Genomic DNA, 14,652 nt, shown 5'->3' on the forward strand with positions numbered 1-14,652 from the left:
ACCGGTTATCACTTCACCTGCTTAAGTTTTCGCGCTCCAAAGCCGCATTCCTGCTGCCTTTTTTCAATTTCCTAGCGATCGACCGTAATCGACGAAGGTTGTTAAACTTCGCATGAATGCCCTCTTCTAATCCGCCTTCGAACAACAAAAAAAGACTCCTCGCATGACAGGATTAGCTGTTCTGCGAAAAGTCTCGTTTGTTTGTTTTTATGAAGATGCTGCTGGTTGATTCTCATTAAAGTCCCTTAGAAGTTCAACGATCTCGTCCTGTTTGTCTACATGAACGATCAGCTTGCCAATATGTTTGCGCTCTGTAATCGGAACACCTTCCGAAGAGATCGGGAACACTTGGCCTTCCTTGGTCATTACAGTGATCTTACGTTGCTCTTTGCAATAAAACGCTCCAACAATACGGCTACCATTCGGTTTCACACGTTTGCCTTCTTTGAACTCGAATGTGGCAAGCCCCTTGCCTCCACGGCTCTGTATAGCGTAATCCAGAAGTAATGATCGTTTACCATATCCCAGATCGGACAACACGGCAACTTCACCTTCATCTCCTTCTACCCATAGAGCCGATACAACTTCATCTGTATCTCTTAACTGAATACCACGAACACCACCGGATACACGTCCCATTGGATTGACCTCATCCTCTCGGAAACGAATCGCCATGGCTTCTTTTGTAATCAACATAATATCTTGACCACCTGTACTCAGATGTACAGATAACACTTCATCGTCCTTGCCCACTTTACAAGCCGCAACTGCACCGGAACGTTTGGTAACATAATCCTTCAGTTCCGTTCGTTTCACCTGTCCTCTTCGTGTGACAAAGACCAGACTGTGATTCGGCTCTTCAAAGGATTTCACAGCAAGCACACTTGCAATACGGTCATCTTTCGCAAGAGGAATTACGTTCACAATGGCTGTGCCCGGGTCTTTCCACTTGAATTCAGGTACCTGATGAACAGGTAACAGGAAATACTGACCTTTCCTCGTAAAGACAAGCAGATTCTCAAGTGTATTTACTTCCAGAACCTGAGCGATATAATCGCCGTCTTTTACTCCACTTCCGCTTCGTTCACCACCAGAACGTGTAAAGGACTGCATGCCTGTACGTTTCACGTATCCCTCTTTGGATAATGTAACAAATACATCTTCCGCGTTCACAAGTACTTCGAGATTAACCTTGAGTTCTTCCACTTCACCCTGAATCGCAGAACGACGGTCTATGCCGTATTTATCACGAATCTCCATCAATTCTTTGCGGATGACTCCGATGAGCTTGCGGTCACTATCCAGAATGGATTGTAGTTGTGCAATCTTTTTCATCAAATCACCGAGTTCCTTCTCCAGAGAATTAATCTCCAGATTCGTCAAACGGTACAATTGCAAAGTAAGGATGGAATCCGCTTGGCGTTCCGTGAATCCAAACATCCACATCAGGTTATTCTGAGCATCCTGCCGGTTCTTCGACGCTTTGATCGCTGCAATGACCTCGTCAAGGATGTTAAGTGCTTTTACCAAGCCCTCGAGCACATGTGCACGGTCTTGCGCCTTCTCCAGCTCAAACCGGGTACGGAATGTTACAACTTCCCGCTGATGGGCAATGTAAGCCTCGAGGATCGACTTCAATCCTAATTGGTGAGGTGCTTTATTCACAATCGCCACCATATTGAAGTTATAGGTGACCTGCAAGTCGGTTTTCTTCAGCAAATAAGCCAAAATACCTTGTGCGTCCGCTTCTTTTTTCAGCTCAACCACGATTCGCAGACCTTCACGTCCACTCTCATCACGCACTTCAGCAATACCTTCAACCTTCTTCTCAAGTCGGATGTTCTCCATCGCTGTAACGAGACGAGACTTCACGACCTGATAAGGGATCTCGGTAATGACGATCTGCTGTTTGCCACCGCGCATGTTTTCAATCTCGGTTTTGGACCGGATATAGATCCGTCCCTTACCTGTGCGATAGGCATCCAGAATGCCGTCACCGCCCATAATCAATCCGCCTGTTGGAAAGTCAGGACCCTTCATAAACATCATGATCTCGTCCAGCTCAATCGACGGTTTCTCCATCACAGCGATTGAAGCATCAATGACTTCACGCAAATTGTGTGGAGGGATCTCCGTTGCAAATCCGGAGGAAATACCGCTGACACCATTAACCAGCAAGTTCGGATAACGGGATGGCAATACAACCGGTTCTTTGGCCGTATTATCAAAATTATCCTTAAACAGAACCGTCCGTTTCTCGATATCGCGAAGCATCTCCATCGCGATGGGCGACAAACGGGCCTCCGTATACCGCATTGCCGCTGCCGGGTCATCATCCTGTGATCCCCAGTTACCATGACCGTCCACGAGCATATGGCCCATTTTCCATGGCTGAGCCATCCGCACCATGCCCTCATAGATGGATGAGTCACCATGTGGATGATAATTACCCATTACGTCCCCAACGGTTTTGGCAGACTTGCGGTAAGTCTTGTCAGGCGTATTACCTGAATCGTACATGGCGTACAGAATACGCCGTTGTACTGGCTTCAACCCATCCCGGACATCCGGAATGGCTCGATCCTGAATAATATATTTGGAGTAGCGACCGAAACGGTCCCCAACGACCTCTTCGAGAAAGGCCGGCATAAATTGTTCTGATGGACTCATTCCAAGCACCTTCTATTCTTCGTACTCTGTAAAGTCGACGTTCTCTACAATCCAGCGTTTACGCGGATCAACCTTATCACCCATGAGCGTAGATACACGACGTTCTGCTTTTGCTGCATCAACAATCTGTACCTTCAGCATCGCGCGAGTTTCCGGATTCATTGTGGTCTCCCACAGTTGATCCGGGTTCATTTCACCTAGTCCTTTATAACGTTGAAGCTCAACATTATTACCGAATTCCTTCATATAATTAGCCAGCTCTTCATCCGTCCATGCATATCGAACTGTCGCAAGCTTACCAGACTTACGAGTAAGTTTGTATAATGGCGGCTGAGCAATATATACTTTGCCTGCATCAATTAAAGGCTTCATATAACGATAAAAGAAGGTCAACAGCAGCACCTGAATATGTGCACCATCGGTATCAGCATCGGTCATAATGATAATTTTGGAATAATTGCTGTCTTCAACTGCAAATTCGGTTCCAATGCCCGCCCCGATCGCCGCTGTAATAGCGCGGTATTCTTCATTTTTGAGAATATCAGCCAGCTTCGATTTTTCCGGATTGAGCGGTTTTCCCTTGAGCGGCAGAATAGCCTGAATCTTCGAGTCACGTCCCTGTTTGGCAGAACCACCTGCGGAATCCCCTTCAACAATAAACAACTCATTTCGGGTAAAATCCTTTGATTGCGCCGGCGTTAGTTTGCCGTTCAGGTTGGAACTCTCACTGCGTTTCTTGCCTGTACGCATATCATCACGTGCTTTGCGAGCTGCTTCTCTGGCTCTGGAGGCTTGAACCGCTTTGCGAATTAACGTTTGAGCTACCTGCGGGTTTTCTTCCAGAAACCTTTGAATATTTTCGGACACGACCGAATCCACTGCACTTCGAGCGGAAGCGCTGCCGAGCTGATCCTTGGTCTGACCTACGAACTCAACATCTGACATTTTGACACTGATGACGGCCATCATACCTTCACGCAGGTCATTACCTTCGAGATTTTTATCTTTTTCCTTGATCATGCTGGTACGCCGCGCGTAATCATTCATTACACGGGTATACGCAGCCCTGAATCCGGTCTCATGAGTACCGCCGCCCCGAGTAGGGATTGAGTTCACGAACGAAGCCAGTGTTTCCGTATAACCCGCGTTATACTGGATTGCCACTTCGACTTCAATGTCATCCTTCTCCGCATAGAAGTGAATAACATCATGCAACACATCTTTATTTTCGTTAAGAAAAGCAACAAACTGGCTTGCTCCGCCTTCATACATGTATTCATCCTGATTGCCCGAACGTTCATCCTTGAGCACAATTCTCAGACCCGAATTCAGAAAAGCAATCTCCTGAAGACGTTCTGCCAATGTATCATAATTGAATTGAATGCCGCTCTGGAACACCCGAATATCCGGTTTAAATGTAACTTTTGTTCCTGTCCGATTGGTATTGCCCATCACTTCGAGACCGGAGACCGGTTCACCGACATGTTCAATCCCTTTTTTGTCCTTCCAATACTCGAATCGCTGACGATGAATCTTGCCATCACGGAAAATCTCGACTTCAAGCCACTCAGACAATGCGTTTGTAACTGACGCACCTACACCGTGCAAACCGCCTGATTTTTTGTATCCTGATCCACCGAACTTTCCGCCTGCGTGCAAAATCGTAAACACGACCTGGGGAGTAGGAATCCCTGTTTTATGTATACCTGTCGGAATTCCCCTTCCGTTATCCTGAACCGTAATAGAACCGTCCTTATGCAGCGTGATATCGATTTTGGAGCAGAATTTGGCGAGATGTTCGTCGACAGCGTTGTCGACAATTTCCCATACCAAATGATGTAAACCTGAAGTGCTGGTGCTGCCGATGTACATCCCCGGCCGTTTCCGTACCGCTACCAACCCTTCAAGTACTTGAATGTCGTCCGCGTCGTAGCCTGAAGACCCCTGTCCTCCGCCTGTCGAACCTGCCGACATATCGATTTGCTCGACCATTCATGCTCCCCCTTCTTAACTTGCAACTAAAAAAATGCCTAAAATGCAAACAGATGTTTTCTTATCCTTGTCCATTTTAATTCAAGATATCCCGTTTCGTAAAGACAAGGAATGACACAATGAGTGAAGCAATGCCCCAAACACTAAGCACAATAAGGGAAAAACCTAAATTCATACCCTCGATTGGAGGTAATCCGCCAGACAAATAATTCGGAAGTTCGAGGTTAACCATGAACAGATACTTCGCTGTCTGCCAAGATGCTGCCATACTTGTCAAGATTGTTCCTGCAATCAGCGCGGCCATCATGATAACGATACTTGCAGCAGTACTGCGCACAAGCACGGATACCATAAATGCAAGCATAGCCACAATTACACTCACAAACCAGATCAGCCCTGCCTGCATAAGCATATACAGCCACTGGTCTACAGCATGCACTGCCGACATATCGACATCTGTTCCCACAACTTTGAATCCTGTGAAGATGGGCATGTTGAAGCCTTTATAACCAAAGACCGCACCCGATATGACATAACATATAATGTAGGCTGATACCACTATGATTGAAACAAACATAATCAGCGTAATTAATTTACTCAGAAGCACTTTCCAGCGTCTAACCGGACGCGTTAAAAGCATTTTAATCGTACCTGTCGTACGTTCACCGGAAACAAGATCTGAAGCAATAGCCATGATTAACAGTGGAATAAACAATCCAACTGCGTTGTTCATGAACTCCCGCGTAAAGGTAACACCGCCCGGTTCTTTGGGATTGATGTCATTTTCAAGATAATACTGCATCTGCTGGATATATACTGTTCTATATTTTTTGTACTCTTCAGGCACCCGATCGCTACCAAGCGAGTTTTGATTGTCTGTGATGGCCTGTTGCAGTTCAAGACGCCAATCGCCGCCAAACTTGTCACGATTATTCTCCGCAGATTTCATCTGGGCATACGTAAACATCGGTACGAGGACCGCAAGTACAATAAATATAATATAAAGCCGTTTTTTCTTCACCATCTTAATCGTTTCATTGCGAATCAGCGGCATGATATTACTCAATGGATTCACCTTCTGTCATTTTTAAAAATAGTTGTTCAAGCGTAGGCTGAATCCGCTGTACCCCTTCAACCTGAATACCTGCTTGAACCATCTGCTGCACCAGATCAGGAATTCGATCTTCATGCATCTCGGCAACCACAGCGTTAGGACCAAGGCCCGCCACAATGGTATCATCCATCACATCCGCAGGTCTACCTACCAGAGTAATGCCTGCATCCAGCAACATCTTTTTGCCTTGCTCCAGTGGTGAAATGTGCCATATGGCCAACTTGGAATGATCTTCAATCAGTTCGCTTACACCTCCAACGGCAAGCACACGCCCAGCACTGATAATGGCTACTCTGTCACAGAGAAGCTGAATCTCACTTAACAAGTGACTGCTGACAAATACAGCCATACCTTCACTGGCAAGTTGCTTAATAAAGACACGAAGTTCCTTAATGCCTTTTGGATCAAGGCCATTTGTCGGTTCATCCAGAATGAGCAGACGCGGTCGCCCAAGCAGCGCTTGTGCAATACCAAGCCGTTGACGCATACCCAATGAGTATGTTCTAACTTTATCGTGAATCCGCTGATCCAGACGCACAATATCTACAACTTCCTGAATGCGCTCGTTGTCCACACCTGGTTGCATGCGGGCAAAATGCTCCAGGTTCTCCCACCCTGTCAGATATGTATATACCTCCGGATTTTCAACAATGGAGCCTACATACTTCAAAGCACGCTCAGGGTCCCGATTCACATCATAACCACAGACTTTAATTTTCCCTTCTGTTGGTTTGATCAGATCCACCAGCATCCGTATCGTTGTTGTTTTTCCGGCACCGTTGGGACCGAGAAATCCAAAAATTTCACCCGGTTTCACGTCAAATGTAACGTCCTTAATGATCCACTTGCGTCCAATCCGCTTCTTCAGATGCTGTACAGACAAGACGGAATCATACTGCTGCTCTGCCATTTAATTTCCGCTCCCTTCTGCCGATGTATCTGCCTGGAATTCCTGTGCAATCCGAACTGCAATTTGCTCATAACCTTGTCCGTTGGGATGGAAATGATCTGACGAGAGATACTCCCCCAGATGATTTTCAAATAAATCGAATGTAGGGACCAGTGTCATCTTGTCCTCATTGTTCAAAATAGCCAGCGCAGCATCGTTCCATGCAGCAACCACTGCATTACCCGGCTTCTCGAGTTCCTTCACATCTCCAAATGGATTGTACAGCCCTATGTACGCAATCTGTGCATCGGGATTAATTTCTTTGACTTTCTTCAATATCTCTTGAAGGCGCTTCGACGTTTCCGGCAAAGCCGCTGCCAGCTGCTCTGCTGTTGGCGCATCTTCCCCCTGTAGAACTTGTCCTCCCTGGAACAAATCATTTGCACCGATCGAGAGCAAAATAAAATTGGACTGCTGCAGAACGTAACGTACACCTTGCTCATCGAGTTTTTCCAATAAAGCATCTGTTCTCAAACCGTTTACACCCAGATTATTAAGAACCTGAACGTCATATCCTTTATCTTTAAGCAGGTTGCCTGCACGTCTCACAAAACCGAGTCCTTCATCATCCCCCGTGCCTCTTGCCAGGGAATCACCGATGACGGCCATCCGAATCTTGCCATCGTCCACGACAGCCGTTTGCCCATCGTTATTCTTAGGTGGTACGGTTGTCTCCTGTCCTGTAGTCAATGCGGAATCTCCCTCGGGAAAAATCACGTCTTTTATGGCGTATCCAAATCCAAATAACAACAACAAAGTTGCCAAGATGGATACTGTACTAACAGTTCTCCAGATCCATGGTGCTGAATCAAGGCTTTTTTTCTTTTTCATCATCACATCTCCGCTCATGTACACCAGTCCGGGTGCTTTATCATTTATAATGACTTTACATTAAGGCGTGTCTGAAAATCCGCTTACTTCGGAGTTTTCAGACACGCCCTAATGATGCTATTCCTAAATAACATAAATGTTCTGTCGTTAATTTGCAAATTTTGGCGCTATATTCGCAGAATTCATTTTCCTTATGTCATTTTACGGAAAAAAGGTTATACCATACACAGATTTAAACTGTGTACTGGCATAACCTTTTGGAAAAGAAATTCATACTTTCTTCATTATAAATCGATTACTTACCGATAAACTCTTGTGCCCAGTATCCGTTGTAGAAACCTACACCGATATGCGTAAAGTTTTTGCTCAAAATATTGGCACGGTGACCTTCACTATTCATCCAAGCTGTAACCACTTCCTGAGGTGTTTTTTGTCCTTTGGCAATGTTCTCACCTGCATAGCTGTAAGTTACTCCGAATTGTTTCATCATATCAAACGGAGAACCATACGTAGGTGACTGGTGATCAAAATAGTTGTTGTTGCTCATATCTTTTACTTTGGCAACAGCCACTTTGTCCAGAAGTGCATCTGAAGTCAGGGCGTTCAGACCTGCTTTAGCACGCTCAGCGTTCACAAGTTTTACAACTTGAGTAGCAAAGTCGGATTGTGTGCTTTCGCTACCATTATTACTTGTATTGTTACCTGTGTTACCTGTGTTTGAAGGATCTTTTGCCGGTGTAGTTGCCGGTTTTTCTTCTTGAGCTGGTTGTGCTGGTTTAGTCGGTTGCTCCGGCTTAGTTGTAGGCTCAGCAGGTTTTGTTGTTGGTTGAGTTGGTTTTGTGGTCGGCTCAGCAGGTTTTGTCGTTTGATCAGGCTGCGTAGCAGGTTTCTCTACAATTTGCCCCTCGGATACGGTGTATCCATTTTGTTTGAGCCATTTCTCAATATAAGCTTTCAAGCTGTCTGTGCTTGTAATTTTGTACGTTGTGATAGTCTTATATGTTGAATCTGCAGCAGACGCGGAAGCAGGAAGCATTACCCCTACGGCCAGTACGGCTGTCAGACTACTCGTTACGACAGTTTTCATCCATTTCTTTTTCAAATTCATTCATCTCCTTAAGATTAGTTATTACAACTTTGTAATTAATACTCTAGCAGTATATCAATTCAACAGGAGATTGTGAACCTATAAAATATGGAAAAGTAACTTTTTTGTCATTTTTTTAGAATGTATCAGATTTGACAAAAGCATAAAAAAAAGACATTCGGACTAAAAAGGCTAGTCGAATGTCGCTTCACCATCTATTTATCATTCACCACACCAGAATGTGCAGATCAGGATATCATGAGAATTTCCATGCAATAGAAGAAACTTTATTTATACTATAGAAGAACTTTACTGAACCGATAGCCTCTCTTCTGAAAACCAATGTGCTCATAAAAAGAGTACGCTGTTGAAGTCACTTCACGGTTTGCACCCGTGACAAACAGTTGTTTACCACCTTGCTGTCTGCCCCAATCTTCGGCACGAGCCATCAGACGACGGGCAATCCCACCACCACGATGTTCTTGACCTACAATCAGGGAAGTAATTTGTGCGGCAGGTTCTGGATAGGCATGACTTTGCACACATTGCAAGCCAATCACACCAATAATTTGTTCATCCACTTCGGCAACAAGCATGCATGCGTTTGGATTGGTTTCCAAACATTCAATACGTTCTTTCATGACATTGGTTGTTGTCGGATAGCTGACCTCTCGCATCAGTCCCGTTACCGCTTCAGCATCTCGTAGCTCACACTCTCGGATCATCAGTACAGGGGCCTCAACATTATTGGACATGATTTACCTCCACTTTCAGCATATTAGCGGCTTGCACCGCTGTTTTACGAGCTTCTTCCACATCTTGGCAAGCACTTAAGGCTACAGCCATTCGGCGTCCTACTTTGGTCTCAGGTTTGCCAAATACACGAATCTGAGTACGAGGAAGTGCCAGTGCTTCTTCAATCCCGCCTACAGTAAAGTCAGATGTTTCATCATTAGCCTTCAGCGTTGCTGAAGCTCCCGGTGTCAACAGATGTACACCTGTGACCGGAAAACCAAGAATTGCACGTACATGCAGCGCAAACTCGGAACTGTCTTGCGTCACCATTGTAACCATACCTGTGTCATGCGGACGAGGAGATACCTCGCTGAACACAACCCCATCCGATGTGAGGAACAATTCCACTCCAAACAGTCCATACCCGCCAAGTTCATCCGTGACGGATTTGGCAATATGACAAGCTTGCTGCCATTGCTCAGGAGTCATTGCATGAGGTTGCCAGGATTCGACATAATCCCCATCCTTCTGAATATGACCAATCGGAGGACAAAATACGGTGCCTGATACAGACCTAACGGTGAGTAATGTAATCTCACTGTCAAATTGCACAAAGCTCTCCACGATAACACGAACGGATTTGCCACGAGCCCCCGAAAGAGCAATGTTCCAGCAATCCTCCACGTCGTCCGGTGTTCGGCATACACTCTGCCCTTTGCCGGAAGAACTCATCAATGGTTTAATGACACAAGGTGTGCCAAGCTTACGTACGGCTTCCTGAAGTTGTTCCAGGTTGTCCGCAAAAAGGTAATCAGCTGTCGGAAGTTTCAATTGTTCGGCTGCAAGGCGACGGATGCCTTCGCGATCCATCGTTAAACGTGCAGCTCGGGCAGTAGGTACTACACAAAATCCCTCTTCCTCAAGCTCCAGTAAAGCTTCTGTTGCAATAGCTTCAATCTCAGGTACGATGTAATGAGGTTTTTCTTTACGGATCAATTGTTTCAAAGCTTCGGCATCCAGCATGTCGATGCAGTAAGACCGGTGCGCGACCTGCATTGCAGGTGCGTTCTCATAACGATCAACAGCGATCGTCTCTACTCCCAGTCGTTGGGCCTCAATAACGACCTCTTTTCCCAATTCTCCACTGCCTAGTAGCAGCATTTTTTTGGCTTGAGCCGTAAAAGGAGCACCCCACATGTTCTTTCCAATCCTCCCAAAGAGAAATCTTCTATATCTGTCTCTCTATTTTCGGGGTTTTGGTTAAAGATTGCAAGAGTGTCCCTTATTTTTCTTGTGAATTTTACAAGATTTTTTGTGTTTTTTCGATCAAATTTTACAATTACCGCTTACAGATTCGATACTCCTTCCATTCCTCCCATAATTAAGGAAATGTCAAAAGAGTAGATTTTAATATTCCAGTGAACATGAATAAGCAAACAAACCCAAAGTTTAGAACCTTGGGATTTGCTTGTTTTTTTCTCTGAAAATTTCATTATGGGAGGAGACGTACGCCATCATGGGAGCATCTGGAGTCAAGTATTTTTTCGCACTATTTACAGCTAAAATCGCATCGTTGAAGGCTCCGGCAATAAGTCTGACTTTGCTATCGTGAGTTGCACAATCCCCTGCAGCAAAAACACCCGGCAGACTCGTCTGTGCATGGTGACTCATTAGAACCATTCCATCGTCCATTTCTAAGCCACAACTGGCAAGATCACTTAAATTGCTTTTATATCCATGACTAACTACGACTTCATCCACATCTAACAATACATTTTCCTGACTCTCCATATGCGTAATTACAACCTGATGGATACGTTCACCATGATTATGAAGCCGTGTGATGCTATATGGTGTTCTGACATCCGTTACATTGTTCATCTCACTAACATTGCGTTCCATTGCACGAAACTCATTTTTTCGGTGGACGACCACTACGCTCCGTGCAAGTTGAGCAAGTTCAATTGCCCAATCTACTGCACTGTTGCCTCCTCCTGAAATGAGCACCCGCTTCCCGGAAAAATGTTCTGGATTTTGCACGGTGTAATGAAGATTTTCATACTCACATTCCATTGGCTCTTGAAGCTCCAATTTTTGAATTTCTGCGATACCGCGGCCCACTGCAACAATGATTGTACGCGTATAGTGTATGTCGCCTTCAGCAGTATACAGAGCCAAAATCTCGTTGTCCAGTCGAGCGAACCGATCTACTTTGCAATTCAATTCAACCGTTGGATTAAAGGTATTCGCCTGCTGAACCAGATACTCAATCAACTTTGAACACTTCATTGGTGGCAGGCCACCCACATCCCAAATAGTTTTTTCGGAATAGGTATGCAGAAAACCACCAAGTTGGTCTTTGCCGTCAATGATCTTAACTCTCATATCACGCATCCCTGCATAAAAAGCTGCATACATGCCAGCAGGGCCGCCTCCAATGATGGTTACATCATAGATATCTTCTTCATTCATTTTAAACACACCTTGTTAATTTAGTTATGAATTCGAGATACATGTCACTTTACCCGTTTGCTTTATTTGTTTTTTGCTTCAAAAGCAGCAACAATATCATCAATGACATATTCATCGGCAAGTGGAGACATTCCCAGATTGAACCATTCCTTGCCACCTACCATATAGACGTGGTCCTGCTTGACTGCTTTCAGATTTTTCCATAACGATGAAGATAACATATCTTCAAATTTCTTTTTAATTTCCGGATTAGTCTCATCATCCAGCTGAACGATCAGATGATCTGCGTCGTATTCAGGCAGTACTTCCAAGGATACGGACATGGCTGTTTGATCTTTCGGGAAATTAGGAAGTGGATTCATTCCCAATCGTTTGTGGACAAAGTTTCCTCGGTCAAGGTTCTCCCCATGAAGGACGATTTCTTTTTCCATCACTCTAATGTAGAGAACAGTCTCCTCACCAATCAGCTTATCCAATTTGGCAGCAGCTACCTTCTCCTTATCCACCAAATCCTGAATCACCTTTTCTGCCTGTTCTTCTTTGTCCAAAATTTTGGCCATATCCCGCAGTTCATCGCGCCAATCATCACGCTGTGGCAAAAGTACGGTAGGTGCTATCAGAGTAAGCTGATCATAGTCCTTTTTGGACCACCAGTCAGGGGCGATAATCAAATCCGGAGCTGCCTCCATCAGGGCTTCAAAGTTAGGCGTTCTTCCTATTCCCATTTTCATCGTGTTTGCGAATGGCTCTTGCAAGTAAGAAGGAAAATCCTCATGGTAGTTCTGTACAGCAATGGGTACGATGCCAAGAGAATATAAAAATTCTGGATATACAACGGACAAACCAACTATTTTTTGTGGGTTCACCGGAATTTCAACTTCTCCCATTTCCGTGTTCACTTTTTTCACCTGACTGGCTTCTGTTGTTGAAGAATTGGCGGTACCCGCTTCTTGACCCTCGCTCGAGGATGCTTCGTTGCCTGCTGCACCGCAAGCCGAAATAATGAGCACCAACATCATGGTGCATAGTACCGTTAACCATCTGAATCTCATTCTTTATGTACCCCCTATATGGCATTTAGTTATGACAACGTCTAATTAATAATAATTATCATTATCATTACGATATAGGAGTAGTATAATAAAATATGTTCAGGCATGATATTGACTATTCAGACTTTTTGCTATGGACGATCTTGCCATAACTTTAATATTTCATCCAACATAAGCTCATGGGTAAACGCAGTGTAGTCCAGCAGGACGCTCGACAACAGGATATCCATTCTGCCATTCTGTACCGCTAACAACGCAAGCCATTCTTCAGACTTACGTACAGCAGACCATGTCTGCCTGGATGTCTCATCATCACCCACAATCAGTAATATTCTTTCAACGTTGAGAACAGACAACTCCCTAATGGTTACTGTGCCACGTTCCCAATAAGTCTCAACTCCTTCAGGACCCTCCATTTGCATATCAACGTAAAAAACGGAAGCAATGCTCCTTGGGCCTAACATCTGCAACGCTTCACCATGAACTTTGAGTACAACTAATCTGTCTTTTCGTATGAAATCCTCAAGCTGATTCTTTATGGTCGTTGCCTTCTCTTCATATCTTTGAAGCCATACCTCTGCAATATCCGACCTGTCCAAAAAGCTTGCAACATATCTCAAATGCTCTCTCCAATCTCCTTTTTCCCACGGGAGGTCACACACCGGAGCAATGGATTGAAGCTGTCTTTGCAAATCCTCAGACTCCGTCCCAACAGTAATAATATAATCAGGTTTAACTAATCGAAGCTGTTCCAGCCAGGTGGTCTCACTCTCTGCGAGTGGCATAACTTTGTCCGTTTCATATTTACGTCGGTAATAGTATGTCCACGGATGACTTGCCGGCGCGGCACAGGGAATGATCTGCAATGCAAGCAGTATACCAATGCTCACAGAATGAACTGCAGCAATTTTTTGTTTGCTATTACGTATAAACGCTGCTGGTGGAATGCCAGAGATTTGCTTGAATTTACGCCGGAAATACGTCTCATCCTGATAACCCACGTACGATGCCACATCCTTGAGTCGATAACTGTGATCATTTCTCATTAAGATCTGGGCTTGTTTAATTCGGTATAGAGTCAAATAGTCAACAGGACTGTACCCATACCTTTTCTTGAATAAACGCATGAAATGTCGAGGGCTCATTCGTGCCACATTTGCTAAATCCTCAATGGTTAATCTCTTCGAATAATTCTGCTCCATGTAACCTTTGACATGTTCAATTGGTGAAGCCGGATCCGTCTTTTCGGCACAGGCCACGTCGTAAAACATGGTATACAACAGTTCCTGAAAACGAATCTGACCATAGTACCTTTGCAAACCATCCTTCTTCAACGTGTGGTGGTAAATCATCTGACAGATCACGCCAACAGCAATGGGTGAAGATGAGCTGACCTCGCCATTCACTTCATTACGTAAAAGTTGCTTCATCATTTCAAGGGCTGTTCCACCCTCCTGCTCCAGTGCGTACATGACATCAAAACTCATGTGATACACGCCTCTTTCATCCAACGAATGCACATTTGCCTCAACCAGTTGCCCCGGGAAGCCTACATACAGTCCGCCCGCCTTCAATTCGATGAAACTGCCATCTATCTTTAACCACCCTTGCCCACTGGCTACAAATAATAACATGTATGTTTCAATGAAGTGTTTCCTCAGAAGCCACTCCGTCGCAGGATCACTCGTATAATTCACGTGAAGGAGCCTAAAATTCATATGATCCAGGTGATCCAAATGCTTTGAATTTA

At 44.8% G+C, this 14,652-nt stretch carries 11 protein-coding genes; all 11 read right to left on the reverse strand.

The window, feature by feature from the left end:
- Positions 1-207: 207 nt before the first annotated feature.
- The 11 genes from gyrA to MKY66_RS18550 all read right to left on the reverse strand — a co-directional run bounded on the left by gyrA (position 208) and on the right by MKY66_RS18550 (position 14,536).
- A complete protein-coding gene (gene gyrA / locus MKY66_RS18500) occupies positions 208-2,670 on the reverse strand; it encodes a DNA gyrase subunit A (RefSeq protein WP_076209977.1) in 2,463 nt (820 codons plus the stop codon).
- Positions 2,671-2,682: 12 nt separating this feature from the next.
- The gene (gene parE, locus MKY66_RS18505) at positions 2,683-4,662 is read right to left on the reverse strand and encodes a DNA topoisomerase IV subunit B (RefSeq protein WP_076209976.1); all 1,980 of its coding nucleotides are present in this window, start codon (positions 4,660-4,662) and stop codon (positions 2,683-2,685) included.
- A gap of 76 nt (positions 4,663-4,738) precedes the next feature.
- Positions 4,739-5,728 carry an ABC transporter permease gene (locus MKY66_RS18510; protein WP_036613298.1) on the reverse strand — a complete coding sequence of 330 codons (990 nt, stop codon included), beginning with the start codon at positions 5,726-5,728 and terminating at the stop codon, positions 4,739-4,741.
- The gene (locus tag MKY66_RS18515; RefSeq protein ID WP_076209975.1) at positions 5,721-6,686 is read right to left on the reverse strand and encodes an ABC transporter ATP-binding protein; all 966 of its coding nucleotides are present in this window, start codon (positions 6,684-6,686) and stop codon (positions 5,721-5,723) included. Before MKY66_RS18515 ends, MKY66_RS18510 begins: the two co-directional genes overlap by 8 nt.
- Complete coding sequence (locus MKY66_RS18520) at positions 6,687-7,559, reverse strand: GDSL-type esterase/lipase family protein (RefSeq protein ID WP_256704176.1); 873 nt, start codon at positions 7,557-7,559, stop codon at positions 6,687-6,689.
- A 292-nt stretch (positions 7,560-7,851) separates the two neighbouring features.
- Positions 7,852-8,658: a CAP domain-containing protein gene (locus MKY66_RS18525; protein ID WP_083656987.1), complete on the reverse strand. Its 807-nt coding sequence runs from the start codon at positions 8,656-8,658 to the stop codon at positions 7,852-7,854.
- 281 nt (positions 8,659-8,939) lie between these two features.
- Positions 8,940-9,398, reverse strand: coding sequence for a GNAT family N-acetyltransferase (locus MKY66_RS18530; protein WP_076209972.1), 459 nt, complete (start codon positions 9,396-9,398; stop codon positions 8,940-8,942).
- Positions 9,388-10,575 carry a formate-dependent phosphoribosylglycinamide formyltransferase gene (gene purT / locus MKY66_RS18535; RefSeq protein WP_076209971.1) on the reverse strand — a complete coding sequence of 396 codons (1,188 nt, stop codon included), beginning with the start codon at positions 10,573-10,575 and terminating at the stop codon, positions 9,388-9,390. Before purT ends, MKY66_RS18530 begins: the two co-directional genes overlap by 11 nt.
- A 252-nt stretch (positions 10,576-10,827) precedes the next feature.
- Positions 10,828-11,850 carry an NAD(P)/FAD-dependent oxidoreductase gene (locus tag MKY66_RS18540; RefSeq protein ID WP_076209970.1) on the reverse strand — a complete coding sequence of 341 codons (1,023 nt, stop codon included), beginning with the start codon at positions 11,848-11,850 and terminating at the stop codon, positions 10,828-10,830.
- A 62-nt stretch (positions 11,851-11,912) separates the two neighbouring features.
- Entirely contained in the window at positions 11,913-12,902 is a 990-nt protein-coding gene (locus MKY66_RS18545; protein ID WP_076209969.1) for an ABC transporter substrate-binding protein, read from the reverse strand.
- 131 nt (positions 12,903-13,033) lie between these two features.
- Positions 13,034-14,536: an AraC family transcriptional regulator gene (locus MKY66_RS18550; RefSeq protein ID WP_339805566.1), complete on the reverse strand. Its 1,503-nt coding sequence runs from the start codon at positions 14,534-14,536 to the stop codon at positions 13,034-13,036.
- Positions 14,537-14,652: the final 116 nt, after the last annotated feature.

The organism is Paenibacillus sp. FSL R5-0766, assembly GCF_037971845.1.
Taxonomy (GTDB): domain Bacteria; phylum Bacillota; class Bacilli; order Paenibacillales; family Paenibacillaceae; genus Paenibacillus.